General features: G+C 70.1%; 23 protein-coding genes. 10 read left to right on the top strand and 13 right to left on the bottom strand.

Annotated features, from left to right (window positions below):
- Position 1: 1 nt before the first annotated feature.
- From sufD to ACIREO_RS16410, 3 genes are read right to left on the bottom strand one after another with little or no spacing between them, the layout of a single operon-like run.
- Positions 2–1,219: a Fe-S cluster assembly protein SufD gene (gene sufD / locus ACIREO_RS16420; RefSeq protein WP_404109932.1), complete on the bottom strand. Its 1,218-nt coding sequence runs from the start codon at positions 1,217–1,219 to the stop codon at positions 2–4.
- Positions 1,220–1,278: 59 nt separating this feature from the next.
- Positions 1,279–2,700, bottom strand: coding sequence for a Fe-S cluster assembly protein SufB (gene sufB, locus ACIREO_RS16415; protein ID WP_404109929.1), 1,422 nt, complete (start codon positions 2,698–2,700; stop codon positions 1,279–1,281).
- Positions 2,697–3,437, bottom strand: a complete 741-nt coding sequence (locus ACIREO_RS16410) for a helix-turn-helix transcriptional regulator (protein WP_404109926.1) — start codon at positions 3,435–3,437, stop codon at positions 2,697–2,699. The genes sufB and ACIREO_RS16410 overlap by 4 nt, the downstream gene beginning before the upstream one ends.
- A 234-nt stretch (positions 3,438–3,671) precedes the next feature.
- Between ACIREO_RS16410 and ACIREO_RS16405 the strand changes: the two genes are divergently transcribed.
- The 3 genes from ACIREO_RS16405 (at position 3,672) to ACIREO_RS16395 (ending at position 6,433) form a co-directional block, all read left to right on the top strand.
- Entirely contained in the window at positions 3,672–4,598 is a 927-nt protein-coding gene (locus ACIREO_RS16405; RefSeq protein WP_404109923.1) for an ABC transporter ATP-binding protein, read from the top strand.
- Entirely contained in the window at positions 4,595–5,362 is a 768-nt protein-coding gene (locus ACIREO_RS16400) for an ABC transporter permease (protein ID WP_404109920.1), read from the top strand. The genes ACIREO_RS16405 and ACIREO_RS16400 overlap by 4 nt, the downstream gene beginning before the upstream one ends.
- A 78-nt stretch (positions 5,363–5,440) precedes the next feature.
- Positions 5,441–6,433: a heme A synthase gene (locus tag ACIREO_RS16395; protein WP_404109917.1), complete on the top strand. Its 993-nt coding sequence runs from the start codon at positions 5,441–5,443 to the stop codon at positions 6,431–6,433.
- A 76-nt stretch (positions 6,434–6,509) separates the two neighbouring features.
- Here ACIREO_RS16395 and ACIREO_RS16390 read toward each other — a convergent pair whose 3' ends face one another.
- Positions 6,510–6,881, bottom strand: coding sequence for a hypothetical protein (locus tag ACIREO_RS16390; protein ID WP_404109914.1), 372 nt, complete (start codon positions 6,879–6,881; stop codon positions 6,510–6,512).
- Between the two features lie 257 nt (positions 6,882–7,138).
- Positions 7,139–8,092, bottom strand: a complete 954-nt coding sequence (locus ACIREO_RS16385; RefSeq protein ID WP_404109911.1) for a heme o synthase — start codon at positions 8,090–8,092, stop codon at positions 7,139–7,141.
- Positions 8,093–8,378: 286 nt separating this feature from the next.
- Between ACIREO_RS16385 and tkt the strand changes: the two genes are divergently transcribed.
- From tkt to pgl, 5 genes are read left to right on the top strand one after another with little or no spacing between them, the layout of a single operon-like run.
- Positions 8,379–10,466 carry a transketolase gene (gene tkt / locus ACIREO_RS16380; protein ID WP_404109908.1) on the top strand — a complete coding sequence of 696 codons (2,088 nt, stop codon included), beginning with the start codon at positions 8,379–8,381 and terminating at the stop codon, positions 10,464–10,466.
- A gap of 34 nt (positions 10,467–10,500) precedes the next feature.
- Positions 10,501–11,619, top strand: a complete 1,119-nt coding sequence (tal, locus tag ACIREO_RS16375; protein ID WP_404109905.1) for a transaldolase — start codon at positions 10,501–10,503, stop codon at positions 11,617–11,619.
- Between the two features lie 5 nt (positions 11,620–11,624).
- Positions 11,625–13,157 (top strand): glucose-6-phosphate dehydrogenase, encoded by a 1,533-nt coding sequence (zwf, locus tag ACIREO_RS16370; protein ID WP_404109902.1) that lies wholly within the window; start codon positions 11,625–11,627, stop codon positions 13,155–13,157.
- The gene (gene opcA, locus ACIREO_RS16365) at positions 13,154–14,185 is read left to right on the top strand and encodes a glucose-6-phosphate dehydrogenase assembly protein OpcA (RefSeq protein WP_404109900.1); all 1,032 of its coding nucleotides are present in this window, start codon (positions 13,154–13,156) and stop codon (positions 14,183–14,185) included. Before zwf ends, opcA begins: the two co-directional genes overlap by 4 nt.
- Positions 14,182–14,964: a 6-phosphogluconolactonase gene (gene pgl / locus ACIREO_RS16360; RefSeq protein ID WP_404109897.1), complete on the top strand. Its 783-nt coding sequence runs from the start codon at positions 14,182–14,184 to the stop codon at positions 14,962–14,964. Before opcA ends, pgl begins: the two co-directional genes overlap by 4 nt.
- A gap of 79 nt (positions 14,965–15,043) precedes the next feature.
- Here pgl and ACIREO_RS16355 read toward each other — a convergent pair whose 3' ends face one another.
- Positions 15,044–16,015: an esterase/lipase family protein gene (locus ACIREO_RS16355; protein WP_404109894.1), complete on the bottom strand. Its 972-nt coding sequence runs from the start codon at positions 16,013–16,015 to the stop codon at positions 15,044–15,046.
- 310 nt (positions 16,016–16,325) lie between these two features.
- Here ACIREO_RS16355 and ACIREO_RS16350 point away from each other — a divergent pair, with 310 nt between their 5' ends.
- Complete coding sequence (locus tag ACIREO_RS16350; protein ID WP_404109891.1) at positions 16,326–18,050, top strand: alpha/beta fold hydrolase; 1,725 nt, start codon at positions 16,326–16,328, stop codon at positions 18,048–18,050.
- Positions 18,051–18,136: 86 nt separating this feature from the next.
- Here ACIREO_RS16350 and ACIREO_RS16345 read toward each other — a convergent pair whose 3' ends face one another.
- The gene (locus ACIREO_RS16345) at positions 18,137–19,387 is read right to left on the bottom strand and encodes a beta-ketoacyl-[acyl-carrier-protein] synthase family protein (protein WP_404109888.1); all 1,251 of its coding nucleotides are present in this window, start codon (positions 19,385–19,387) and stop codon (positions 18,137–18,139) included.
- Positions 19,368–19,568, bottom strand: a complete 201-nt coding sequence (locus tag ACIREO_RS16340) for a hypothetical protein (RefSeq protein WP_404109886.1) — start codon at positions 19,566–19,568, stop codon at positions 19,368–19,370. Before ACIREO_RS16340 ends, ACIREO_RS16345 begins: the two co-directional genes overlap by 20 nt.
- Before the next feature lie 517 nt (positions 19,569–20,085).
- On the opposite strand from ACIREO_RS16340, the gene ACIREO_RS16335 reads away from it, so the two are divergent.
- Positions 20,086–20,610 (top strand): winged helix-turn-helix domain-containing protein, encoded by a 525-nt coding sequence (locus ACIREO_RS16335; protein ID WP_404109883.1) that lies wholly within the window; start codon positions 20,086–20,088, stop codon positions 20,608–20,610.
- Positions 20,611–20,674: 64 nt separating this feature from the next.
- Here the strand turns inward: ACIREO_RS16335 and ACIREO_RS16330 are convergent, their stop codons facing one another.
- The 5 genes from ACIREO_RS16330 to ACIREO_RS16310 all read right to left on the bottom strand — a co-directional run bounded on the left by ACIREO_RS16330 (position 20,675) and on the right by ACIREO_RS16310 (position 26,158).
- Positions 20,675–21,427, bottom strand: a complete 753-nt coding sequence (locus ACIREO_RS16330; RefSeq protein WP_404109880.1) for a LuxR C-terminal-related transcriptional regulator — start codon at positions 21,425–21,427, stop codon at positions 20,675–20,677.
- Positions 21,428–21,482: 55 nt separating this feature from the next.
- A complete protein-coding gene (locus ACIREO_RS16325) occupies positions 21,483–22,916 on the bottom strand; it encodes an MFS transporter (RefSeq protein WP_404109877.1) in 1,434 nt (477 codons plus the stop codon).
- A gap of 97 nt (positions 22,917–23,013) precedes the next feature.
- Positions 23,014–23,943: a ThiF family adenylyltransferase gene (locus ACIREO_RS16320; protein WP_404109874.1), complete on the bottom strand. Its 930-nt coding sequence runs from the start codon at positions 23,941–23,943 to the stop codon at positions 23,014–23,016.
- Positions 23,940–24,935 carry a hypothetical protein gene (locus ACIREO_RS16315; protein WP_404109871.1) on the bottom strand — a complete coding sequence of 332 codons (996 nt, stop codon included), beginning with the start codon at positions 24,933–24,935 and terminating at the stop codon, positions 23,940–23,942. The genes ACIREO_RS16320 and ACIREO_RS16315 overlap by 4 nt, the downstream gene beginning before the upstream one ends.
- A complete protein-coding gene (locus ACIREO_RS16310) occupies positions 24,932–26,158 on the bottom strand; it encodes an acyl-CoA dehydrogenase family protein (protein WP_404109868.1) in 1,227 nt (408 codons plus the stop codon). Before ACIREO_RS16310 ends, ACIREO_RS16315 begins: the two co-directional genes overlap by 4 nt.
- Positions 26,159–26,202: the final 44 nt, after the last annotated feature.

Below are 26,202 nucleotides of genomic sequence, written 5' to 3'. Positions count from 1 at the left end.
CTCAGACCGACGCCTTCAGCTCGGTCTCGATCTTGTCGAGGAGACGGGCTTCGACGTCCGGCAGACCGATCTGCTGGACCAGCTCGGCGAAGAAGCCGCGCACGACGAGCCGGCGGGCCTCCTCGGCCGGGATACCGCGGGACTGCAGGTAGAACAGCTGCTCGTCGTCGAAGCGGCCGGTCGCCGAGGCGTGGCCGGCGCCGACGATCTCGCCGGTCTCGATCTCCAGGTTCGGTACGGAGTCGACACGGGCACCGTCGGTCAGAACCAGGTTGCGGTTCATCTCGTAGGTGTCGGTGCCCTCGGCCGCGGCCTGGATGAGAACGTCGCCGATCCAGACGGCGTGTGCGCCGTCGCCCTGCAGCGCGCCCTTGTAGGCCACGTTGGACTTGCAGTGCGGGGCGTTGTGGTCGACCAGGAGGCGGTGCTCCTGGTGCTGGCCCTTGTCGGTGAAGTACAGACCGAAGAGCTCCGCCTCGCCGCCGGGGGCCGCGTAAGCGATCCGCGGGTGGAGGCGGACCACGTCGCCGCCGAAGGTGACGACGATGGACTTGAAGGAGGCGTCCCGGCCGACCAGCGCGTTGTGCTGACCGACGTGGACGGCCTTCTCGTCCCAGTCCTGGACGGAGACGACGGTGAGCTTCGCTCCGTCGCCCAGGACGTAGTCGATGTTGGCGGCGAGCACCGCGTCACCGGTGTGGTCGATGACGACGACAGCCTCGGCGAAGGCTCCCAGCTCGATGACCTGGTGGCCGTAGGCCACACCGCCCTGGCCGTGCACGGCGATCCGGACCGGCTCGGTGAGCACGGCCTCCTTGGCGACCGTGACGACCGAGGCCTGCTGGAAGGACGAGTACGCCTGCGCGGCGACCCGGTCCACCGGGATGCCCGCCTTGCCGAGGCGGGCGTCGTCGCGGCCGACGGTCTCGACCGTGACGCCGGAGGGCGCCTCGATGACGACCTTGACACCGTCACCGGTGGCGACGGCGGTGCCGTCGTGCAGACCGCGCAGCCGCTCCAGCGGCGTGAACCGCCACTCCTCCTCGCGGCCGTGCGGGACCGGGAAGTCCGCGACGTCGTAGGACGGAGGGGCGCTCATGCGCGTGGCGACGGTGGACTCGGCCGCCACCGCGATGGAACCGGCGGTGGTGGAACCCACCGATGGGGGTCCCCCCGCTCGGGCGGAGCCGAGAGTGGGGGAATTCTGAGCCTCAGCCATGGCTGTCGTAGTGCTCGCTTTCTCAGTCAGGAACTCTGGGGACGCGTTCGGCGGGCGTACTAGCCGACCGAGCCCTCCATCTGCAGCTCGATCAGCCGGTTGAGCTCCAGGGCGTACTCCATGGGCAGCTCCTTGGCGATCGGCTCCACGAAGCCGCGCACGATCATCGCCATGGCCTCGAACTCCGTCATGCCGCGGCTCATGAGGTAGAAGAGCTGGTCCTCGGAGACCTTGGAGACGGTCGCCTCGTGACCCATCGACACGTCGTCCTCGCGGACATCGACGTACGGGTAGGTGTCGGAGCGGGAGATGGTGTCCACGAGCAGCGCGTCGCACAGCACGTTGGACTTGGCGCCCGGCGCACCCTCGCCGATCTCGATGAGACCGCGGTAGGAGGTGCGGCCACCGCCTCGCGCCACCGACTTGGAGACGATGTTGGAGGAGGTGTTCGGAGCCATGTGGACCATCTTGGCGCCGGCGTCCTGGTGCTGGCCCTCGCCCGCGAAGGCGATGGACAGGGTCTCGCCCTTGGCGTGCTCGCCCATCAGGTAGACGGCCGGGTACTTCATGGTGACCTTGGAGCCGATGTTGCCGTCGACCCACTCCATGGTCGCGCCCTCGTACGCCACGGCGCGCTTGGTGACCAGGTTGTAGACGTTGTTCGACCAGTTCTGGATCGTCGTGTAGCGGCAGCGGCCGCCCTTCTTCACGATGATCTCGACGACTGCGGAGTGCAGCGAGTCCGAGGAGTAGATCGGCGCGGTGCAGCCCTCGACGTAGTGGACGTAGGCGTCCTCGTCGACGATGATCAGCGTCCGCTCGAACTGGCCCATGTTCTCCGTGTTGATACGGAAGTAGGCCTGGAGCGGGATCTCCACGTGCACGCCCTTCGGCACGTAGATGAAGGAGCCACCGGACCACACGGCGGAGTTCAGCGAGGCGAACTTGTTGTCACCGACGGGGATGATGGTGCCGAAGTACTCCCTGAAGAGCTCCGGGTGCTCCTTGAGCGCGGTGTCGGTGTCCATGAAGATGACACCCTGCGCCTCGAGCTCCTCGTTGATCTGGTGGTAGACCACCTCGGACTCGTACTGCGCGGCGACACCGGCGACCAGGCGCTGCTTCTCCGCCTCCGGGATACCGAGCTTGTCGTACGTGTTCTTGATGTCCTCGGGCAGGTCCTCCCAGGACTCCGCCTGCTTCTCCGTGGACCGCACGAAGTACTTGATGTTGTCGAAGTCGATGCCCGACAGGTCCGAGCCCCAGTTCGGCATGGGCTTCTTGCCGAACAGCTTCAGGCCCTTGAGCCGGAGCTTCAGCATCCACTCCGGTTCGTTCTTCTTCTCCGAGATATCGCGGACGACAGCTTCGGACAGGCCGCGCTTCGCCGTCGCGCCTGCCGCGTCGGAGTCGGCCCAGCCGAATTCGTACGTGCCCAGGCCATCGAGCTCAGGGTGGGCAGTCTCCGTAGGGAGCGTCATGCGGGGTTCCTCCCGGCCGTACTTGCAGATGCTGATGGGGTGGTCTGTGGTGCCGTGGGGCTGCTGCGCGGAACGAACGTCGTGCACACACCGTCGCCGTGGGCGAGGGTGGCGAGACGCTGCACATGGGTCCCGAGCAGGCTGGAGAAGAATTCGGTCTCCGCCTCGCACAGCTGCGGGAACTGCTCGGCTACGTGCGCGACCGGGCAGTGGTGCTGGCAGAGCTGCTCGCCCTGCTGTTGACCCGGCGCGCTGCGCGCCGTAGCAGCGTACCCGTCGGCGGACAAGGCCTTGGCGAGGGCCTCGGTGCGCGCCTCGGGGTCCGCGGCCTCGATCACGGCGCGGTACGCCTCGGACTGGGCGGCCATCCTGGCGCGGGCGAAGGCGACGAGCGCCTCGTCCCCCGCCGTCTCGGCGATCCAGCGCAGAGCGTCCGCGGCGAGCTTGTCGTAGGACTGGTCGAACGCGTCCCTGCCGCAGTCGGTGAGGGCGAACACCTTGGCCGGACGGCCACGGGTCCGCGCCCCGTAGACCCGCTGCTCGCGGGCCTCGGCCACATCGTCCGAGACGAGGGCGTCCAGGTGACGTCGCACGGCGGCCTGTGTCAGACCGACGCGCTTCGCCAGATCGGCGACGGTGGACGGGCCGTGGTCCAGGATGGAGCGCGCGACCCGGTTGCGCGTCGAGCGCTCTCCGGTCGCGAGTTCCTCCTGAGGAGCCTCGCCAACGTATTTCACAACGCCATTGTTGCGTAATTCCTCGGGGCGTGACAACCCGCCGATCGGCCGGGTGCGGTGCCCTTCATCACTTAGGTAGACCTAAGTTGACCTGCGAAAACAGACGATCACAGCAGGCTGTCGCAGGTGGGCGCTCTCCGGACCGGCCCTCGGCCGAACCGCCGGGAACGCTCCGGGAACCTCGGGGAACCCGGCGCGCCGGACCCCTCACGTGCCAGCCTAGACTTGCCCGCCATGAGCAGCGAGCCCGTCGTACAGGCCAGGGGCCTTGTCAAGCGGTACGGCACCAAAGCCGCCGTCAACGGCCTCGATCTGGTGGTCGCGGCGGGTGCCGTGACCGCGGTCCTCGGCCCCAACGGCGCCGGCAAGACCACCACGATCGAGACCTGCGAGGGCTACCGCATGCCGGACGAGGGGTCCGTACGGGTCCTGGGCCTCGACCCGGTCGCGGACGCCTCCGCGCTCCGCCCACGTATCGGCGTGATGCTGCAGTCCGGCGGCGTCTACTCCGGCGCACGCGCCGACGAGATGCTGCGCCATATGGCGAAGCTCCACGCCCATCCGCTGGACGTGGGCGCGCTCATCGAGCGTCTCGGACTCGACAGCTGCGGCCGGACCACCTACCGCCGGCTCTCCGGCGGCCAGCAGCAGCGCCTCGCTCTGGCGATGGCCGTCGTGGGCCGCCCCGAGCTGGTCTTCCTCGACGAGCCGACCGCGGGTCTCGACCCGCAGGCCCGCCGCTCGACCTGGGACCTGATCCGGGAGCTGCGCGCCGACGGGGTGTCGGTCGTCCTCACCACCCACTTCATGGACGAGGCCGAGGAGCTCGCCGACGACGTCGCCGTCATCGACGCGGGACAGGTCATAGCCCAGGGCAGCCCGGACCAGCTGTGCCGCGGCGGAGCCGAGAACACCCTGCGCTTCACCGGCCGCCCCGGCCTCGACCTCGGCTCGCTGCTGAAGGCGCTGCCCGACGGCAGCGAGGCGGCCGAGCTCACCACCGGCGCTTACCGCATCACCGGGCAGATCGATCCGGAGCTGCTGGCGACCGTGACCTCCTGGTGCGCCCAGCACGGCGTGATGCCGGACGGCATCGCGGTGGAGCGGCACACCCTCGAGGACGTCTTCCTGGAACTCACCGGCAAGGAGCTGCGCGCATGAGCGCCGGTACGTACGCCCCGCGCCCCGGCGCCGCCCCGCTGCCCCGCATGATCGCCGCCCAGGCCGCGCTGGAGACGCGGATGCTTCTGCGCAACGGCGAGCAACTGCTGCTCACGGTGGTCATCCCGACACTGCTGCTCGTGCTGTTCAGCGCGGTCGACGTCGTCGACACCGGGACGGGTGATCCGGTGGACTTCCTGGCGCCCGGCATCCTCGCGCTCGCGGTGATGTCGACCGCCTTCACGGGCCAGGCCATCGCCACCGGATTCGAACGCCGCTACGGAGTGCTGAAGCGCCTGGGCGCCTCGCCCCTGCCCCGCTGGGGCCTGATGGCGGCGAAGACCCTCTCGGTACTGGTCACGGAGGTGCTGCAGATCGTCCTGCTGACCGTGATCGCCTTCGCCCTGGGCTGGTCGCCCGAGGGGAATCCGTTCGCCGTACTGCTGCTCCTGGCACTGGGCACCGTGGCCTTCTCCGGGCTAGGGCTGCTGATGGCGGGGACGCTGAAGGCCGAGGCGACGCTGGCCGCGGCCAACCTGGTCTTCCTGTTGCTGCTGGTCGGCGGCGGGGTCATCGTGCCCCTGGACAAGTTCCCGGACGCCGCACAGTCGGTCCTGGGCCTGCTGCCGATCTCGGCGCTCTCCGATGGGCTCAGGGACGTCCTCCAGCACGGCGCGGCGATGCCCTGGGGCGACGCGGCGGTCCTGGCCGTCTGGGCGGGCGTGGGGCTGGGCGCGGCGGCGAGGTTCTTCCGCTGGGAGTGAGCGGCCGGCCTCCGAAGATGTCCGGGCTCAGCCGGAATGCCCACCCCTCGTGAAAACATGCACAAGCCGTTCCCTACGATGGTGCGCGTGGAAACCCCCATCTCCCCCATCTCCTACATCGCCAAGCGCTGGACGCCGTCGCTGAGGACGGCCAAGCGTGCCGCGCTCTCCGCGGTGGTCATGAGCGTGTTCATCATCATCACCGGCGGCGCGGTCCGGCTGACCGGTTCCGGTCTGGGCTGCGACACGTGGCCCAAGTGCACCGACGACAGCCTCTTCGCGACGCCGGAGCAGGGTCTGCACGGTGCCATCGAGTTCGGCAACCGGATGCTCACCTACGTCCTGTCGGCCGCGGTCGGCTGGGCGATCATCGCGGCACGCTCCCTGAAGCCCCGTCGGCGCGGTCTCACCCGGCTGGCGTGGTCGCAGTTCTGGCTGGTGATGGGGAACGCCGTCATCGGCGGGATCACGGTCTGGGCCGGCCTCAACCCGTGGTCGGTGGCCGGGCACTTCCTGCTCGCCAACTGCCTGCTCACGGTGGCCGTGATCACCTGGGTGCGGATCGGTGAGGGTGACGGCGCACCGCGCCCGCGCGCACCGCGCCCGGTGCGGCAGCTGTCCTGGGCCGTCGTCGCCACGACGGTCGTCCTGATCGTGCTCGGCACCACCGTGACCGGGTCCGGCAAGCACGCAGGTGACAGCAGCGACGTACCGCGTATGCCGTGGGACTGGAGCTCCGCCGCCCACATCCACGCCATCGCCGCCTGGATCGTCTGCGCCCTGGCCCTCGCGATGTGGTTCGCCCTGCGCGTCGTCGACGCCCCCGCCGACACCCGGGCCCGCGCCCGCGATCTGCTGATCGTGCTGGTGGCTCAGGGCGGCATCGGATACGTGCAGTACTTCAACGACGTGCCCGAGCTCCTGGTCGGCCTCCACATGCTGGGCTCGGCCCTGCTGTGGATCGCGGTGCTGCGCCTGCTGCTGTCGCTGCGCGAGCGTCCGGCGGCCGAAGCGGGCGCTCCCGCACCGGCGTCCGGGGAAGAGCTGCCGGAGCCCGCAGCCGCGCACTGAGCGCCCCTCACGTACGCACTTGGCCCCCGGCCGACGAGTGGACGGGGGCCAAGGCGTACGTGTACGGCTCCGGGCCTCAGCCCTTGTTGTCGTTGGACGGGCCGCCGACCTGGATGCCTGCCATCCGGGACCACTCGTACGGGCCCGTGCGGACCTTGGCCGCGAATTCGCCGTCGAAGTCGTCGTGGACCGTGATGCCCGCCTTCTGCGTGGCGCTCTCGGCGACGGCGAAGGAGGGCGCGACCAGGTCGCCCCAGCCGCCGTCATCGCCGACCAGCACGATGCGGGTACCCGTCCGGCCGAGGTAGGCGAGCTGCCCCTCGGCGCCGCCGTGCGCCTTGGCGAAGGCGCCGATCTGCTTGGCGAGCTTCGCAGCCCTGCGCTCCGCGCGGGCCGCGTGCTTGCTGTCGTCCGACTGCTGGGTCCGGGGTTCTGCGGTCTCTGCCATGAAGTCTCCTAGCGAGGGGACCACCGGCCCCAGCCGGTGGGGGAATCGCTTCCCTGGTCGTAGTGATTTGCGCTCATCCCGCAAGGGATCGGTTCGGGCTGGACCGCGGCCTTCGGGCTGGAAGCCCTCTCCCCCGGGTGGAGGAGCGGAGTCACGAACAGGATGCTACCGACGAGTACGAGTAGCGCACACGCCGACGGGCGGGGTAGTGGCCGAAGCCACACCCCGCCCGTCGGCGTAGTGCTGCGTGCCGGCGACTACCTCAGGAAGGGGTCCACCGCGACGGCGACGAAGAGGAGCGAGACATAGGTGATGGACCAGTGGAACAGCCGCATCTCCTTGAGCTTGCTGCCCGTCACCCCGGACTTCGCCCTGTTCTGCAGGCCGTGCGCCTCCCAGAGCCAGAAACCACCGGTCAGCAGCGCCACCGCGGTGTAGAACCAGCCGGTGTAACCCAGCGGGGTGAGCAGCAGCGAGACCGCGACCATGACCCAGCTGTAGATGACGATCTGGCGGGCCACCACTTGGTTGGAGGCGACGACCGGAAGCATCGGGATGCCGACCCGGGCGTAGTCCTCCTTCACCTTCATCGACAGCGGCCAGTAGTGCGGCGGCGTCCAGAAGAAGATGACGGCGAAAAGGATCACCGCGGCCCAGGACATCGAATTGGTCACGGCGGACCAGCCGATGAGCACGGGCATGCAGCCGGCGATTCCGCCCCAGACGATGTTCTGCGAGGTCCGGCGCTTCAGGAGCATCGTGTAGACGACGACGTAGAACAGAAGTGCGCCGAGCGAGAGGGCCGCGGAGAGCCAGTTGACGAGGAGCCCGAACCAGAGCGTGGAAATCACCGCCAGGGCGATTCCGAAGGCCAGGCACTCTCTGGGGCTCACCATCCCCGTGACCAGCGGGCGCTGGGACGTACGGTCCATCAGCGCGTCGATGTCGCGGTCGATATACATGTTGAGCGCATTGGCACCGCCCGCGGAGAGATATCCGCCGATGGTGGTGGTAACTACGAGCCAAAGATCGGGCACGCCCTGAGCGGCGAGGAACATCACCGGAACGGTGGTGATCAACAGCAGCTCGATGATGCGCGGCTTGGTAAGAGCCACGAATGCCTTGATGCGGGCCCCGAACGGGCGATGGCCCACTGGGCTCGGAGTCAAGGCGACCCCTGCGGGTCGGGACTCGACGGCCGTCACGCACACCCCTGACAGAGAAATCCCAGCAAGCTCCGGGCGTGAAGGCCCAGTAAAGACTTGCGCGAACCAGACCACTGTAGACGTTGGACATACGCCGCCCTTCGCGGGGGTGGGGTCGTGTTGGGGTGGCGCAGAAGTGAACGGAGGCGCTCATACGGGAGGCGAACTCCGCAGGTCGCCCGCACTGTGGAAAGGGCAGAAGTACGGCCTTGGGACGGGGGTAGGCTCGACAATGCCCGGTGCGGTAACCAGTCACCGGTTTACAAACAGTGGAGAGGAGCCCTGACTCAGGGTGAGCACCAAGCCGACCACCACAGACCTCCAGTGGACCGAATTGGACCAGCAGGCCGTGGACACCGTCCGCGTCCTCGCCGCGGACGCCGTACAGAAAGTCGGAAACGGCCACCCGGGTACGGCGATGAGCCTCGCTCCTGCCGCGTACACCCTCTTCCAGAAGGTGATGCGCCACGACCCGGCGGACGCGGACTGGACCGGACGTGACCGGTTCGTACTGTCCGCGGGCCACTCCAGCCTGACGCTGTACATCCAGCTCTACCTCGCGGGGTACGGCCTGGAGCTGGACGATCTCAAGGCGTTCCGCACCTGGGGCTCGAAGACCCCGGGCCACCCGGAGTACGGCCACACCACCGGTGTCGAGACGACGACCGGCCCGCTCGGCCAGGGTGTCGCCAACGCCGTGGGCATGGCGATGGCCTCCCGTTACGAGCGCGGTCTCTTCGACCCGCAGGCGGCCCCCGGCACCTCCCCGTTCGACCACACCATCTGGGTCATCGCCGGTGACGGCTGCCTCCAGGAGGGCATCTCGGCCGAGGCGTCCTCGCTGGCCGGCCACCAGAAGCTCGGCAACCTGGTGCTGCTGTGGGACGACAACCACATCTCGATCGAGGGCGACACGGAGACCGCGGTCTCCGAGGACACCCTGAAGCGCTACGAGTCGTACGGCTGGCACGTCCAGCGCGTGGACCAGCTGCCCAACGGCGACCTGGACCCCGAGGGTCTCCACCTCGCGCTCCTGGCCGCCAAGGCCGAGACGGAGCGCCCGTCGTTCATCGCGGCCCGCTCGATCATCGCCTGGCCCGCCCCGAACGCCCAGAACACCGAGGCCGCGCACGGCTCGGCGCTCGGCGACGACGAGATCGCGGCCACGAAGAGGGTGCTCGGTTTCGACCCGGAGAAGACCTTCGAGGTCTCCGACGAGGTCATCGCGCACACCCGTGAGGCGCTGGACCGCGGCCGCGAGGCCAAGGCCGAGTGGGAGAAGTCCTTCGCCGCCTGGCGCACCGCCAACCCGGAGCGCGCCGCCGACTTCGACCGCATCGACGCCGGCGAGCTCCCCGCGGGCTGGGAGGACGAACTCCCCGTCTTCGAGGCCGGCCACGGGGTCGCCACGCGTGCCGCCTCCGGCAAGGTCCTGCAGGCGCTCGGCGGTGTCATCCCCGAGCTGTGGGGCGGCTCCGCCGACCTCGCCGGCTCCAACAACACCACGATCGACAAGACGTCGTCGTTCCTGCCCGCCGGCAACCCGCTGCCCGAGGCGGACCCGTACGGCCGGACGATCCACTTCGGCATCCGCGAGCACTCCATGGCCGCGGCCATGAACGGCATCGCGCTGCACGGCAACACCCGCATCTACGGCGGCACCTTCCTGGTGTTCTCCGACTACATGCGCAACGCCGTACGCCTCTCCGCGCTGATGCACCTGCCGGTGACGTACGTCTGGACGCACGACTCGGTCGGCCTCGGCGAGGACGGCCCGACCCACCAGCCGGTCGAGCACATCGCCTCGCTGCGCGCGATCCCGGGCCTGAACGTCGTCCGCCCGGCCGACGCCAACGAGACGGCCATCGCCTGGCGCGAGATCCTTCGCCGCTGGACCAAGGTGTTCGGCAAGGGCGCCCCGCACGGTCTGGCGCTCACCCGCCAGGGCGTGCCCACCTACCCGGCGAACGAGAACGCCGCCAAGGGCGGGTACGTGCTCTTCGACGCCGAGGGCGGCGAGGCACAGGCCGTTCTGATCGCCACCGGCTCCGAGGTCCAGCTGGCCGTCGGGGCCCGCGACGAGCTCCAGGCGGCCGGTGTGCCGACCCGTGTGGTCTCGATGCCGTGTGTCGAGTGGTTCGAGGAGCAGGACCAGGCGTACAAGGACAGCGTGCTGCCGCCGTCGGTGAAGGCCCGGGTCGCCGTCGAAGCGGGCATCGGCCTCACCTGGCACCGGTACGTGGGCGACGCGGGCCGGATCGTCTCGCTGGAGCACTTCGGTGCGTCGGCCGACGCCAAGGTCCTCTTCCGCGAGTTCGGCTTCACCGCCGCGCACGTGGCGGAAGCCGCCCGGGAATCTCTCGCCGCCGCCGCGCGCTGACGCGGTCATACGACTAGTAGGAGATGCAATTCTCATGACAGACGCACTCAAGCGCCTCTCCGACGAGGGCGTGGCGATCTGGCTGGACGACCTCTCGCGCAAGCGGATCACCTCCGGCAACCTCGCCGAGCTGATCGACCAGAGCCACGTCGTCGGTGTCACGACCAACCCGTCGATCTTCCAGAAGGCGATCTCCCAGGGCGACGGTTACGACCAGCAGCTCACCGACCTCGCCACCCGCAAGGTGACCGTCGAAGAGGCGGTCCGCATGATCACGACCGCGGACGTCCGTGACGCCGCCGACATCCTGCGCCCGGTCTTCGACGCCACCGGCGGCCAGGACGGCCGGGTCTCCATCGAGGTCGACCCGCGCCTGGCCCACCACACGGCGCCCACCGTCGCCGAGGCCAAGCAGCTGGCCTGGCTGGTGGACCGGCCGAACACGCTCATCAAGATCCCGGCGACCAAGGCCGGCCTGCCGGCGATCACCGAGGTCATCGGCAGGGGCATCAGCGTCAACGTCACGCTGATCTTCTCGCTGGAGCGCTACCGCGAGGTCATGGACGCCTACCTGGCGGGCCTGGAGAAGGCGAAGGCCGCCGGCCTGGACCTCTCCAAGATCCACTCCGTGGCGTCCTTCTTCGTGTCCCGTGTGGACACCGAGATCGACAAGCGCCTGGACGCGATCGGCAGCGACGCGGCGAAGGACGCGAAGGGCAAGTCCGCCCTCGCCAACGCCCGGCTGGCCTACGAGGCGTACGAGGAGGTCTTCGCGGGCGACCGCTGGGCCGCCCTGGACAAGGCGCAGGCCAACAAGCAGCGTCCGCTGTGGGCCTCCACCGGCGTCAAGGACCCGTCCCTCAAGGACACCCTGTACGTCGACGACCTCGTCGCCCCGAACACGGTCAACACGATGCCGGAGGCGACTCTGGAGGCCGTGGCGGACCACGGCGACATCACCGGCAACACCGTTGCCGGCGGCTACGACCAGGCCCGTGCCGACCTCGACGCGATCAAGAAGCTCGGGGTCAGCTACGAGGACGTCGTCCAGTTGCTGGAGGACGAGGGCGTCGAGAAGTTCGAAGCCGCCTGGATCGACCTGCTCAACTCCACCGAGGCCGAACTCAAGCGCCTCGCTCCTTCGGAGGGCTGACCACCTTGTCTGGTGTTCCCGGAGCCAACCCGCTCCGTGACGCCCAGGACCGACGGCTCCCGCGTATCGCGGGGCCGTCGGGCCTGGTGATCTTTGGCGTCACGGGCGATTTGTCCCGTAAAAAGCTGATGCCCGCTGTCTATGACCTGGCCAATCGCGGCCTGCTGCCACCGGGCTTCTCGCTCATCGGCTTCGCACGCCGCGACTGGGAGGACGAGGACTTCGCCCAGGTCGTCCACGACGCCGTCAAAGAGCATGCCCGCACCCCCTTCCGTGAGGAGGTCTGGCAGCAGCTCAGCCAGGGCATGCGTTTCGTCCAGGGCAACTTCGACGACGACGCAGCCTTCGAGACCCTCAAGTCCACGATCGAGGAGCTCGACAAGGCGCAGGGGACGGGCGGCAACTTCGCCTTCTACCTCTCCGTGCCCCCGAAGTTCTTCCCCAAGGTCGTCGAGCAGCTCAAGAAGCACGGGCTGGCCGACCAGAAGGAAGGCAGCTGGCGACGGGCCGTCATCGAGAAGCCGTTCGGTCACGACCTGGAGAGCGCGCAGGAACTGAACCACCTCGTGCACGACGTCTTCCCGCCGAACGAGGTCTTCCGTATCGACCACTACCTCGGCAAGGAGACGGTCCAGAACATCCTGGCGCTGCGCTTCGCCAACACGATGTGGGAGCCGATCTGGAACAGGTCGTACGTCGACCACGTCCAGATCACGATGGCCGAGGACATCGGCATCGGCGGCCGGGCCGGTTACTACGACGGCATCGGCGCGGCCCGTGACGTCATCCAGAACCACCTGCTCCAGCTGCTGGCGCTGACGGCGATGGAGGAGCCCGGCTCCTTCCACCCGAAGGCACTGGTCGCCGAGAAGCTGAAGGTACTCACGGCGGTGGAGCTGCCCGAGGACCTGGGCAAGCACACGGTGCGCGGGCAGTACGCGCACGCCTGGCAGGGCGGCCAGGAAGCGCTCGGCTATCTGGAGGAGGACGGTATCGACCCCAAGTCGAAGACCGACACCTTCGCCGCGATCAAGCTGACGATCAACAACCGCCGCTGGGCCGGTGTCCCCTTCTATCTCCGTACCGGCAAGCGCCTCGGCCGCCGTGTCACCGAGATCGCGGTCGTCTTCAAGCGCGCCCCGTATCTGCCCTTCGAGTCCGGTGCGACGGAGGAGCTGGGTGGGAACGCCCTGGTCATCCGGGTGCAGCCGGACGAGGGTGTCACGGTGCGGTTCGGCTCCAAGGTGCCCGGTACCTCCATGGAGGTACGGGACGTCACGATGGACTTCGCCTACGGCGAGTCCTTCACGGAGTCCAGCCCGGAGGCGTACGAGCGGCTCATCCTCGATGTCCTGCTCGGTGACGCCAACCTCTTCCCGCGCCACCAGGAGGTCGAGCTCTCCTGGAACATCCTCGACCCGATCGAGGAGTACTGGGACAAGCACGGCAAGCCCGCCCAGTACGCGGCCGGCACCTGGGGACCGGCCGAGGCCGACGAGATGCTCGCACGCGACGGACGGAGCTGGCGCCGGCCATGAAGATCGATCTCACGGAAACCACGTCCAGCAAGATCAACCAGTCCCTGGTATCGGCGCGCCGTTCCATCGGCACGCCTGCCATCGGCATGGTCCTCACCCTCGTCATCGTCACCGACGAGGAGAACGCCTACGACGCGCTCCGGGCGGCGAGCGAGTCCTCCCGCGAGCACCCGTCGCGGATCATCGCGGTCATCAAGCGGGTCAGCAAGTCTCCGCGGGCCCGGCGTGACGCACGGCTCGACGCCGAGATCCGGGTCGGTTCCGACGCGGGCTCGGGCGAGACCGTCGTGCTGCGCCTCCACGGTGAACTGGCCAACCACGCCCAGTCGGTCGTCCTGCCACTGCTGCTGCCGGACGCCCCGGTCGTGGTGTGGTGGCCCGAGGACGCTCCGGCGGACCCGGCCAAGGACCCGCTGGGCGCGCTCGCCCAGCGTCGTATCACCGACACCTACTCCGCCGAGCACCCGCTCGACGAGCTGTCGGTGCGCGCGGCGACGTACCGGCCCGGAGACACCGACCTGGCCTGGACACGCATCACGCCGTGGCGCTCGATGCTGGCGGCGGCGCTCGACCAGCAGCCGGCGAAGGTCGTCTCGGCGACGGTCGAGGGCGAGTCCGACAACCCGAGCTGCGAACTGCTGGCCATGTGGCTCGCGGACCGGCTCGGGGTACCGGTGGAGCGCACCCTCTCCGGCGGTCCCGGTCTGACAGCCGTGCGGCTGGAGACCAAGAACGGTGTGATCGTTCTCGACCGGCCCGACGGTTCGCTCGCGACACTCTGCATGGCCGGGCAGCCGGACCGTGCGGTCGCGCTGAAGCGTCGGGAGACGGCCGAGCTCCTCGCGGAGGAGCTGCGCCGTCTGGACCCGGACAACATCTACGAGGCCACGGTGAAGTTCGGCGTGGAGCGCCTCGGCGGGCCCACGGAGCCGTCCTCCGTCGGTACGGGGCAGAAGCGGCCGGAGGCTGCGGGTTCCGCCGCTCCTGCCGCCAAGAAGGCGGCGGCCAAGAAGGCGGCGTCGAAGTGAGTGCTCCGCAGCTCGTCGTGCACCGCGACAAGGAGCTGATGGCTCAGGCCGCGGCGGCCAGGCTGATCACGAAGATCGTGGACGCCCAGACCGCCCGCGGTTCCGCCTCGGTGGTCCTCACCGGCGGGCGCAACGGCAACGGTCTGCTGGCCGCGCTCGCCGGCTCGCCCGCCCGGGACGCGATCGACTGGTCGCGGCTCGATCTGTGGTGGGGTGACGAGCGGTTCCTGCCCGAGGGTGATCCGGAGCGCAATGTCACGCAGGCCCGCGAGGCCCTGCTGGACAAGGTGGAGCTGGACCCCTCCCGGGTCCACGCGATGCCCGCGTCCGACGGGCCGTACAGCGGCGACGCCGACTCCGCGGCAGCGGGGTACGCGGCGGAACTCGCCGCCGCCGCCGGCCCGGAGGACCACGGGCAGGTACCGGCGTTCGACGTGCTGATGCTGGGCGTCGGCCCGGACACCCATGTCGCGTCGCTCTTCCCGGAGCTGTCCGCGGTGCGGGAGACCGAGCGCACCGTCGTCGGTGTGCACGGCGCTCCCAAGCCGCCGCCCACCCGCGTCTCGCTCACGCTGCCCGCCATCCGGGCGGCCCGTGAGGTGTGGCTGCTGGCCGCGGGTGAGGACAAGGCGGAGGCGGCGGAGATCGCGCTGTCCGGCGCCGGGGAGATCCAGGCTCCGGCGGCGGGGGCCTACGGCCGCAGCCGCACTCTGTGGCTGATGGACGCCGCGGCGGCATCGAAGCTGCCGCGGGCGCTCTATCCGCCCGCGTCGGCGTAGAACGAGCAGCGCAGAGGCCGGTCCCGCTCCCCGGAGGAGCGGGACCGGCCTTCTCGCGTGCGGCGCGGGTGGTCCCGCCTCAGCCGGAGACCTCCGGCGCACGGCCGCAGTCGGGCCGGGCCGCCGTCGCGGGGTCGAGGGCGTTGCTCACCAGGCTCAGGACGACGTGGTCGTAGGGGCTGCCCATGTGCCCCGTCCGGTCCCGTGGGCACACGTCCTGGACGGTGATGTTGGTGACCTGGCCCGCGATGTCGCCGGGGCGGAGGTACTGGCGTTCGTAGGGGGTGACGATCCTGTCCCACCGGGTGACCAGAGTGGTGTACCGCACGCCCGGCATGGTGTCTCCGTCCGCGTCGAGCCGGCGGTTCACTGCTGAGCCGATCGTCTGGTCGGCCAGCGCCTGTCCTCCGAATTCGGCGACCGGGGCGAGGATGCGCAGCCGCTGAGCGAGCGTGGCCAGCCCGGACACGGTGCTGCCGTGGTTGGCCGGGGAGATGCCGATCAGGTGGTGCACCTTGTTGCGGCCGGGATCGTCCGGATCGGCGCCGCCCGCGAATCTGAGGTAGTAGCGCGGCAGGATCCCGCCGCCCTGGGAGTGGCCCACGACATCGACCTGGCGCGCTCCCGTCCGGCCGAGAACCCGGTCGACGAAGCGGGCGACCTCCTCGGCGGACCGGGGGACGGCGGCCCTGCCCTTGACGACATCGCCGCGCGGGGCACCGAAGTTGCCGGCGAAGACGCAGTACCCCTCCGCCTTGAGCCGGGGCGAGAGCGCGCTCCAGTTGCTGTAGGCGTTCTCGTACGTGCCGTGGACGAGCACGACCGGCCGGGGGTGCCGTGCGTCCGGTTCGCAGTCCCAGTCGTCGGCGCCCGGAGGCGGTGCGTCGGGATGGTCGACGGAAGCGAGGAACGCCCGCTTCCAGTGCGGGTGTCCGGTCTCCGGTCCGCCTCCGGAGCGGACCGTGCGCGGGGCGAGGCCGTCCGGCTCGGACGCGGCGACGAGGGGGAACAGCAGGCCGAGGGCCGTCAGTACGGCCAGTCGGCGAAACACCCGCCGGCTACGGGGCCTTCGTCCGGTGGGGAAGTCGGGCTCGGTGGTACGGGGACAGGGGACCCGCATGGTGCCTCCCGGATGGATTCTCACGGTGGTGTCAGGGATTCGAGCTGATGGGGTGTCACCCGCAGGGCGGTGACGCACACCGGTCGCCGCAGGGACCGCCGCGCTTTCGGGTGACGCCACCCCATGGACTGTTCACGGAGAGTGATGGTTCGGGTACGGTGACAGAGGTCGTGTGCGGGCCGTCCGCCCGTTCGTCCTCCGACCCAACACGTCATTTCGTGCCCGGCCGCAAGGAGATGGCATGCCCGCGAACTCAGTTGTCTTCGGTGCCGGTGGCTTCATCGGCCGCTCCCTCGTGGTGGAACTCCTGCGCCGCGGCCAGGAGGTCGCCGCCGCCGTGCACGGCAGCGGCGACCGGCTGACGCGATGGCTCGCGGACCAGCAGGTGGACACCGGCCGGCTCACCGTCGTCCGCGCCGACATCACCCGGCCCGGGCTCGGCCTGCCGGAACAGGGCATGGACGAGGTGCGTGACGTGTACAACACGGCGGCGCGGTTCGCCTTCGGCATGGACCCGGCCGAGGCCAGGGCGGTCAACGTGGACGGCGCCGTGCATGTGATCGAGTGGGCCGCCGCCCGCCCGCGCCTTCGCCGGGTGGTGCACATCAGCGGCTACCGCATGGCCGCGGCCGGCGCCGACTCGCCCGACTACCGGCGTGACGGCGCCTACGAGGCGTCCAAACGTGAGGGTGACGCCGCGGCGCGCCTACGCGCTCGCGAGCTGGGGGTCCCGCTGACCGTCGCCAATCCCAGTACGGTGATCGGGCAGGGGCAGTACGTCGGCCTGGCAGACCTGGTCGGGGAGCTCTGGCGCGGCCGCCTCGCCGCACTGCCCGGCGGCCCGGAGATCTTCCTGCCCGTCGTGGCCCTCGACTTCTTCGTCCGGTTCCTGGCCTCCCTTCCCGAGCATCAGGACAGCGCGGACAACACCTACTGGCTGCTCGACGACGCCACTCCCCGGCTGCCACAGCTCGTCGCGTTGCTCGCCGAGCACATGGGCGTGCGGGCTCCGCGCCGTTCCGTTCCCATCGGTCTCCTGAAGCGGCTGCCCCGCGCCCTCACCAGGGCGGACCCCGAAACCCTGTCCTTCCTCTCCACCGACCGCTACGACACGTCGTCCGCGCGGAAGTTCGCCGAATCCTGCGGGCTCGAGATGCCGCCGGTGCGCGATGCCCTGTGCGGCTGGGCCGACGACCTGGTCGCCGCCCGCTTCGGCCGGGTCCTGGCACCGCGCGGTCCGTACGGATTCCAGCAGGTCGGCAAGGACAGGACCTGGGTGACGGGCGACCGGGAGGAGCCGGGCTACGTGTTCCTGCACGGGCTCCCGGTCGACGCCGATTCCTGGTCGCGTGTGGCCGACCGGGTGGACGCCTCCGCACTCGCGGCCGATCTCCCGGGCTTCGGGCGGTCGGCACCCGCCGGGCAGTCACACGACGACTGGCTGGCGGCCCTCCTCGCACCGGTCCGGGGCCGGCCCGTCCTGGTCGCGCACTCCTACTCCTGCGGACCGGCCCTGCGTTACGCGCTGCGGCACCCCGAGCGGGTGGGTGCGCTGGTCCTCGTCTCTCCGGCCTTCCTCCAGCCGGCGTCCTCGTGGCTGACGCGCTCCCCTCTCGCCGTACCGGTTCTGCGCGGGATGTCGGCCGCAAGGCTGGCCGGATCGCTCGGGCTGCCGCACGACGGTTACCTGGAGGGCCCGGCGGCGGACCTGCGGCGAGCAGGGGCCGCGGTCCGGGTGGTCGCCGCCCTGCGCTCGGCGTACGGGCAGCGCGGTGCGCTCCGGAGCGCCCTGCACCGTGTCACGGTGCCGGTGGAACTGATCGTAGGAGCGCAGGATCCGCTGGAGGGGCCGAGCGGGCTGCCGGTCACCGAGATCGCGTCCGCCGGCCACTACCCCCAGCTCACTCATCCCGATGACGTCGCCGGTCACCTCGTCTCGGTGAGGGCGCAGGCAGCGGCCGGCTAGAGGCCGGGCGCGCGGCGGCCCCGGACTCACGTACCAGGGCCCGCCCTTCGGCCGGCCACCGCACGCGGCCCGCGTCCGGTGGTCAGTCACCGCGTGAAGGTCAGCACGACGTTGTGCCCGCCGAAGCCGAAGGACGTCGACAGAGCCGCGGTGGCATCGGCCTTCCGTGGTGCGCCGGTCACCAGGTCGAGTCCGATGCCGTCCCCGACCTCCTCCAGATTGCGTACCGGTGGCACCAGTGATTCCTTGAGCGCGAGCACCGTGAGAATCGCCTCCACGGCCCCCGAGGCACCCAGGAGGTGGCCCGTCGCGGACTTCGCGGCCGTGACCACCGGATGGTCGCCCACCGCGCTCGTCACGGCCCGGGACTCGGCGACGTCGCCCTGGGGTGTGCCGGTGGCGTGCGCGTTGACGTGGCCGATGTCGCCGCCGGTCAGCCCCGCGTCGCGCAACGACTCCTCGATGGCGCGCGCCTGGCCCGCGGCGTCGGGCAGTGTGATGTCGTGGGCGTCGGAGGTGACGCCCGCCCCTGCCAGCGCCGCGTGGACACGCGCACCGCGGGCCCGTGCGAAATCACCCCGCTCCAGCACGACCATTCCCGCGCCCTCGGACATCACGAAACCGTCCCGCCGGCGGTCGAACGGCCTGGACGCCCGGTCGGGTGCGTCGTTGCGCAGCGACAGGGCACGCATCTGCGCGAACGCGCCGAGGGAGAGCGGATGGATGCAGGCGTCGGTGCCCCCGGCCACCACCACATCGGCGCGGCCGGCCCGGATCAGCAGGGCTGCCACCGCGATCGCCTCGGCACCCGAGGCGCAGGCACTGGTCGGGGCATGAGTACCGGCGCGGGCTCCAAGCAGCAGACTGACCACGGCCGAGGCGCCGTTGGGCATCAGCCTCGGGACCGTGTACGGGGACACGGCGCGCTGCCCGCGCTCCCCCATACGGTCGTGCTGGTCCAGTATCGTCAGCGCGCCCCCGATCCCGGTGCCCACCACGACGGCCAGCCGTTCGGGTTCGACCTGCGGCGGCCCCGCGTCGGACCAGGCCTCCCTGGCCGCGACGATCGCCGCCGCCTGGCTGCGGTCCAGCCGGCGCCTCTGCACCCTGTCCACCTCGGCGTACGGATCCTGGAGCATGCCGCCGGCGATGCGGACCGGCAGCCGCGTGACCCAGGGAGCGACGATCGGCGAGATGCCGGACCGGCCGGCCAGCAGTCCTTCCCAGGTGGCCGGGACATCGGCGCCGAGCGGAGTGGTGGCTCCCATGCCCGTCACCAGTACGTCGTCCCTCAGCCGGCCGCGGGAACGCACGGCCTCACCGGCCGTACGCCGCACGGCCGGCCCCCTTGCCGGATCCGTCGGCCGACCATGTGCACGCGCCCAGCCCGGCCACGGTGAGCCTTGCCACCGCGAGCATCAGGTCACGGGTCCCCGCCACCTGCGCGAGGTTCTCGTGGACACCCTGGCCCGCCGGGGAGCCCTCCCCGCCGTTAAATGCATTCGTTTCCACAGTCACACACATACCATCTCCCCATTCCTTTGTACGGATGTGGCTTGAAAATGCCGTAGTCCCCGCACGATGCACGGAATGCCACAGCGGCACAGATGAGTTACCGGCCACGGATTTCTCTCGCCGCAACCACGACCCAATCTATGCGCCGCACCTCCTGTCCACCTCAGCTTTTCTGTCGAATTATCGACTCCCCCTTTTAGCGGACTCTCCCCCATCAGGGGGACACAGGGGGCGCAAGTGGCGGCAGATGGGCGGGTTTCACCCCCTCTGCGCTTACAGTATGCCCAGCTCAGCGCCATGATCAAATTCTTTCTCATTTGTCGTACAATGCCTTCGATTGTTGCTTATTGCCACAACACTCAGGAATGCTGCATAGTGAAGAAAGAGGCTGCAGAGAACAGTTTTCCAGCGCCGACCCCGGACGCCAGTGCACTTCAAAAATAAATCAATGCGCAGTAGGGGCCAGGGCAGCTCACGGATGACTTTCCCGTTCTCCTGCAAAATCCGGAAAGGGAGATTCGTGCCGCACACCATAAGGCCTCAACCATCCTCGGCCGAGGAGCAGGTTCACGTAGTCCGCTGGCCCCTCGAAGCGTCGAAGCTGGAGCACTTCCGGCACAAGGGCGCCCTCCGTCTCCTCGTGATCGAGAACGGCTCGACGCCGCCCGTGTCGACGGACGTGCGGGAGGACTGGGTCCGGTCACCGATCACCCGCGAGGACTTCGCCGCACGTCTCTCGGCCCTGCGCGCCAGAGCCGCGTCGCACGAGGTGCCGGCGCTGGACCACGACGGACTGCTCAGGTACGGCAGCCGGGTCGTACCGGTGTCCCCCACCGAGACATATCTGCTGCGGCCCCTGGTGCAGCGCTTCGGAAGCCTCGTGGGCCGTGACGAACTGCTGACGCTGCTGAGTACACGGGGCAGCACCGCGAGCCGGAACGCCCTGGACCTGCATGTGATGAGGATCCGGCGGCGCGTCCTGCCGCTGGGGCTGCGGGTCCGCACCGCCAGCAGACGCGGTTATCTGCTGGAGGGCCTGGGCTGACCGTGGAGCCCCTGCAGGACGTCGGTCCGGCAGGGGCTCCACGGTCGTGCGGGGCCCTCCGTGCTCAGCACGCCCCGGACGGCGGCGGCCCTGCGCAGGCGCAGAGCGCGGGCGCCAGTCCCGTCCGGTGTGCGTAGATCACCGCGTGCACCCGGTTGCGCAGATGCAGCTTGTCGAGCAGGTTCTGCACATGCGACTTGACGGTGCTCTCGCTGACCACGAGTTCGGCCGACATCTCGGCATTGCTGAAGCCGCGGGCGAGGAGCTGCAGCACCTCGCTCTCCCGGCGCGTGAGCAGCCCGGCACGTGCGCGGTCCGCCTCCGTTCCCGGGCGGCGCAGGGCGCTCGCGGGCCACGGATCCTCACCGCCCGGGCCGTCCCTGAGGCCGGTGGCGGCGTGGACGGCGTATCCCGCCGCGACCATGTGGACGGCGGAGACCAGCTGCTCCGGGGTGGCGCTGCTCAGCACCACGCCCTTGGCACCGGCCCGGAGAGCTTCCCGCGCGATGCCGTCGGTGTCCTGGGCGGTCAGGAGGACCGCCGGCATGGTGTCCCCGCACCGTGCGGACAGCGTGGCGACCATGCCGACGACGTCGAGGCCGGGTGACTGCGCGTCGGCGAGCACCACTCCGGGGCTGAGGCGGAGCACCTCGCGCTCGGCTTCCGCCGCGTCGGCGGCCTCCCCGACCACCTCGACGGCCCGGTCCTGATCGAGGATGGCCCGGATGCCGGTCCGGGTGATGGCACGGCCGTCGACGAGCAGGACGCGGACGGATGCAGTGATCGGTCTCTCCTTTCCTGAGTACTGCGGGAACACGCTGTTCCGGCCCGGACCATCTGCCCGGGGGCGCGGACGGATCAGTCGCGGCGGGTCAGGCCCGGGCGCTCCCGGCGCGGGGGATCTTCGTGCTCGCGTCCTTTCCGGCGGCCCGTGCCGCGCTCGGGCGCCTCGGTGTCGCAAGGACCGCGAGGGCGCCCACGGCGATGAGGCACGCACCGGTCCACAGGGCGGGGATCATTCCGTCGGTGAACCTGCCGGCGGTGGCGAGGTCGCCGTGGGCGGTGAACACGGAGGCCAGCACGGCGACTCCGAGGACACCGCCCAGCTCACGCAGCGAGTTGACCGCCCCCGAGGCCATTCCCCGGTCCTGGGCGTCGACCGAGCTCATCACCAGGTTCGCGGTCGGGGAGAAGTAGAAGGTCATGCCGAGCCCGCACAGGACCAGGGCCGGGACCAGGGACACGTAGTCCACGTCCGGTGAGACGCGGGCGGCGATCCAGCCGAGTCCGCAGGCCTGGAAGGTCAGGCCGATCGCGACGATGGACCGGCTGCCGATCCGGTCGGAGAGGAATCCGACCAGCGGTGCGACGAAGATCGGCACCGCCGTCCAGGGCAGGATGCGCAGACCCGCCTCCATCGGGGAGTAGCCGCGCGGGCCCTGGAAGAACTGGGTGAGGAGGAAGACCGAGCCGAACATGCCCGCGAACATCAGGAGCCCCGCGGCGTTCATTCCGCTGAAGGTCCGGTGGCGGAACAGCCTCATCGGGAACATGGGCATGTCGGTACGCAGCTCCCAGGCGACGAACGCCGTCACGACCAGGGAGCCTCCGGCCAGTGCGGTCAGGACGTGCGGGCTGGTCCAGCCGTCCGTGGGGCCCTGGATGAGGCCGAACACGATGCCGAACAGTCCGGCACCGGCCAGAACGGTCCCGGTGAGGTCCAGCCGGGAGTTGGGGCCACGGCTCTCGGCGAGTTTCCACCGGCCGAGCGGCAGCAGGACGAGCCCGATCGGCACATTGATCCAGAAGATCCACTGCCAGGTCAGGTGCTCGACCATCACCCCGCCGATGAGGGGCCCCATCGCGATCGCCAGGCCTTCGACCGCGCTCAGCGCCCCCAGGACCGCGCCACGGCGGGCCGCCGGAGCGACCGCCGTGAGCAGGGTCAGGTTGAGGGGCATCAGCGCGGCGGCGCCGAGGCCCTGCAGGGCGCGGGCAGCGATGAGCTCTCCGATGCCGGGGGCGAGCGCCGCCGCGGCGGACGCCGCTGTGAAGACGCCCAGACCCACCACGAACATCCGCCGCCGCCCGAACCGGTCGCCCAGGGCGGCGCCCGGGAGCATCAGGACGGCGTAGGTGAGTGTGTAGGCGTTGACGGTCCACTCGAGTTGCTGGATGTCGCCGCCGAGGCTCTCGCGGATCGCGGGCAGGGCGGTGATGACGACCAGATTGTCGAGGGACACCATGGCCACGCCGAGGCCACAGCAGAGGAACGTCCACAGGACGCTCCGCTTGGAGACATGCATGATTGCCTTTTCCTGGAAGGTGGACCGCGGCCGGTCACCGGCGGCGGTCCCACGGGATCCCGCGGGGCCGCCGCCGGTGACGCGTGCGCGGTCGCGTTCAGCGCGCGCCCGGACGGCGCATGAGGCGGAGCATCGGCGGTAGCAGGGCCGCCAGTTCGTACGGCCATCGCAGGCGGGTCAGCCACCGCTCACCGAGCGGCCGGGCCATCTGGTGCACGTCCAGGCCGATTTCGGGGCGTACCCGCTTACCGGCGAGGACGCGTACGGCCATGTGGGAGCTCAGCACCCCGAACGCCGTCGCGGTGTAGGCGACCTGGGGGAAGCTGTAGTCCGTACGCAAATGGTTCGCCCGGATCTCCGCCAGCATCTCGGCCGGCACCCGGCGCAGCGGCACCGCGCGGCGCAGCAGTTCCCAGGTGTCCACGCGCTCGATGTCGGCCAGGGTGATGGCGCCTGCGAAGGGCTCCCGGATGCGCCTGTAGTCGTAGCAGCGCACGTACTGGGTTCCGGCCATGTCCCAGCCGGTGATGAGGGGGAGCCTCCGCTGGACCGCCACGCGGTGCAGCAGGTGTTTCGCCTGCCATCCGTCGGCGGTGGTGACGTCCACCCCGTCGATGATGATCTGGCTGGGCGCGGTGAGCCGCTGCACCGTCGACGGTGTCACCCCCTCGGTGAACACCGTCACCCGGGCGTACGGGTTGATCGACATGATGCGTTCCGCCGCCCCGGCGGCCTTGTTCTGCTCGATGTCGGCGGCGACCGCGCTCTGGCGGTTGAGGTTGTTCAGCTCGAAGGTTCCGGGGTCCGCCACCAGGAAGCGCTGTGCGCCGAGCCGGGTCAGCGGCTCCACGGCCGCACCGCCGATCGACCCGCAGCCCGCCACCAGGATGGTGGCGTCGCGCAGCGCCAGCTGCTCGTCGGCCGAGACCACACCCGCGTTGCGGGTCACCAGCTCCTCGTAGAAGGCGCGGTGCGGCTCCGACTCCCCGCTGCCCGCCGGCGGCAGGCCCGTGTTCTCCGGGATCATGCGGTACCTCCGCGCTGACGGGGGATCATGGAGCCGTCCACCGCCAGCCTGCGTCCGGCGAGCCGGGCGACCATCTCGTGGTACGAGGTCAGGTCGCTGCTGCCGTCCATGTAGGAGCGGACGACGTCGCGGTACCAGGGCAGGTCCTGGGGAACCGGGGCGACGAAGGGCTTGGCGAGAACGCCTTGGTGGTAGATGGGCGCCAGCGGGTCCGACGAGGGCAGGCTCGGGGAGGTGTCCTCGACGACATGGAGGTCGAATCCGGCCAGCCGCAGGTGGCGCAGGGCCACGTGCTCCTTGGCGTCGCCGAGCACGAGACGGATCCCGTCGTCGAGCTGGATCATCGCCTCGCCCATGCCGAGCATGAGGTGCCACGGCACGCGGTCGTGCTGGATCCCGAGGGGCATGGACTGGTCGCGCAGGAAGCGTTTGAGCTCGAAGACCTGGTGGGTTCCCAGGCCGAGGCGCGCGTACTGTCCCAGCAGGTCGATGCCGTGGGCGGCCTCGGTGGGGAACAGCGCCCGCCGTGGTGAGTCCAGGGGCAGGCTCACGGTGTCCGCCGAGCAGCTCAGCCCGACGTAGCCACGGATCCTTCCGGTGCGCGAGCAGAGGGTCACCGTGTGGATGCTCTCCATCCGGCCCGGCCGGGGCAGCGGTTCGTGGTACGCCGCCGTCCGGTAGACGAGGTCGGCCGAGATCCAGCTCAGCCGCAGGTACTGGGCCAGCCGGAAGCCGAGGATGCCTCTGAGGTACCGGGCGGGGAACTGGCTGTCCCGGGCGGTGAGGGTGATCAGCCCGCTGTGTACGTCCTCCGCGTGGTACAGCGGTGTGCCGGCGATCTCCGCCGGCAGCTGCCGGTAGCTGAGCCGCTCGTGGAGTTCGATGATGTCGGCCACGTAGCGCAGGGCGCGGGAGCCCGCGGGGTCCGCGGAGGTCGGGATGGTGGTGCGGGCGGGCCCGTCACCGCCCGTGAACGGGGAGGCGGTGTTCATTCGGCGTCGTCCTCGGCGTAGAGGCTCTCGGTGATCGTGAGCGCCAGGACCTCGGGCGTGCCCTCGTAGACGCGGGTTCCGTAGGCGTCGCGGAGCATCTTCTCCACGCCGTGGGTGCGCAGGTAGCCGCGTGCGCCCACGAGGGAGAGAGCGGCGTCGGCCACGTCGATGGCGGCCCGGTCGGCGAAGAGTTTGGCGACGGCCGGTTCGTAGGCGGGCGGTGGCAGCTGGGTGTCCACGGTGTTCGCCGCGTGCAGATACAGCAGGCGGGCCGCGTCCACCTTGGCGCTCATGCCGGCCAGCTTCGCCGCGGTGAACTGGTGCCGGTGCAGCAGTTCACCGCCCTGGACGCGTTCACCGGCCCAGGCGACGGCCTGTTCCAGGGCGCCGCGGGCGACACCGGTGGAGATCCCGGCGACCGCGGCGCGGGCCATGTTGCTCTGGGCCATGTTGATGGGCATGCCCTCGCCCTCGCCGCCGATCATGTTCTCGGCGGGCACCCGGACCTCGTGGAACTCCAACTCGCTGCCCAGGCAGGCCCGGTAGCCCATCTTGTCGGCGACCGGGCCCCGCACCACGCCCGGGAGGTTCAGCGGCACGATGAAGGAGGTGAGGCCGGTGGCTCCGGGGCTGCCCTCCATGTTCGCGAACACGGAGGCGAACGCGGCGAAGCGGGCGTTGGTGATGAACCGCTTCCTGCCGGTGAGCACGTACTCGTCGCCGTCCCTGCGTGCGGTCATGACGTTGCGGGCGTGCGGCGCGTTGGCCGGAATGATCAGATCGCATCCGGCGTCCTCCTCCGTCACCGCGTTGCACGCGAGCACCGGCTCGTCACCGGAGAAGAGCGGGAGGTAGCGCGCCTGGAGGCGGGGGTCACCGGAGAGCAGGAGCGGGGCCTGGCCGAGCATGGTGGCACCGAAGACGAGTGCGGTGCCGGGGCACACGGCGGCCACTTCCTCGAGGGCGGTGGCGACTCCCAGCATGCCGAGCCCGAGGCCGCCGTAGTCCGTGGGGACGGCGGCCCGGGTCAGACCGATCTCGTGGCCGCGCCGCACCACGTCCCAGTCGAATTCCTCCGCCGGCGCCTGGTCGAGCTGGCGGACCCGGGGCTTCACGGTCTCCTGTGCGAACCGCCGCGCCTCGTCCTTGAGTTGCCGCACATCAGGGGGCAGCACGTCGAAGTTGAGCTCCGGGGAGAGGTCTGCCGGTACGTCGATGGTCATGACTGTCGTGGCTCCTTGGGGCAGGGGTGATGTCGGGGATGAAC

This window comes from Streptomyces sp. NPDC102441, assembly GCF_044765585.1.
GTDB lineage: Bacteria > Actinomycetota > Actinomycetes > Streptomycetales > Streptomycetaceae > Streptomyces.
The sequence above is the reverse complement of the archived record's forward strand: the minus strand, read 5'-3'. Positions and strand labels throughout refer to the sequence as shown.

Excerpts from the sequence above, each read along its gene's own strand:
- sufD (WP_404109932.1), bottom strand. The coding sequence starts at position 1,219 with ATGGCTGAGGCTCAGAATTCCCCCACTCTCGGCTCCGCCCGAGCGGGG.
- sufB (WP_404109929.1), bottom strand. The coding sequence starts at position 2,700 with ATGACGCTCCCTACGGAGACTGCCCACCCTGAGCTCGATGGCCTGGGC.
- ACIREO_RS16405 (WP_404109923.1), top strand. The coding sequence starts at position 3,672 with ATGAGCAGCGAGCCCGTCGTACAGGCCAGGGGCCTTGTCAAGCGGTAC.
- ACIREO_RS16400 (WP_404109920.1), top strand. The coding sequence starts at position 4,595 with ATGAGCGCCGGTACGTACGCCCCGCGCCCCGGCGCCGCCCCGCTGCCC.
- ACIREO_RS16395 (WP_404109917.1), top strand. The coding sequence starts at position 5,441 with ATGGTGCGCGTGGAAACCCCCATCTCCCCCATCTCCTACATCGCCAAG.
- ACIREO_RS16390 (WP_404109914.1), bottom strand. The coding sequence starts at position 6,881 with ATGGCAGAGACCGCAGAACCCCGGACCCAGCAGTCGGACGACAGCAAG.
- tal (WP_404109905.1), top strand. The coding sequence starts at position 10,501 with ATGACAGACGCACTCAAGCGCCTCTCCGACGAGGGCGTGGCGATCTGG.
- opcA (WP_404109900.1), top strand. The coding sequence starts at position 13,154 with ATGAAGATCGATCTCACGGAAACCACGTCCAGCAAGATCAACCAGTCC.
- ACIREO_RS16350 (WP_404109891.1), top strand. The coding sequence starts at position 16,326 with ATGCCCGCGAACTCAGTTGTCTTCGGTGCCGGTGGCTTCATCGGCCGC.
- ACIREO_RS16325 (WP_404109877.1), bottom strand. The coding sequence starts at position 22,916 with ATGCATGTCTCCAAGCGGAGCGTCCTGTGGACGTTCCTCTGCTGTGGC.
- ACIREO_RS16320 (WP_404109874.1), bottom strand. The coding sequence starts at position 23,943 with ATGATCCCGGAGAACACGGGCCTGCCGCCGGCGGGCAGCGGGGAGTCG.
- ACIREO_RS16315 (WP_404109871.1), bottom strand. The coding sequence starts at position 24,935 with ATGAACACCGCCTCCCCGTTCACGGGCGGTGACGGGCCCGCCCGCACC.
- ACIREO_RS16310 (WP_404109868.1), bottom strand. The coding sequence starts at position 26,158 with ATGACCATCGACGTACCGGCAGACCTCTCCCCGGAGCTCAACTTCGAC.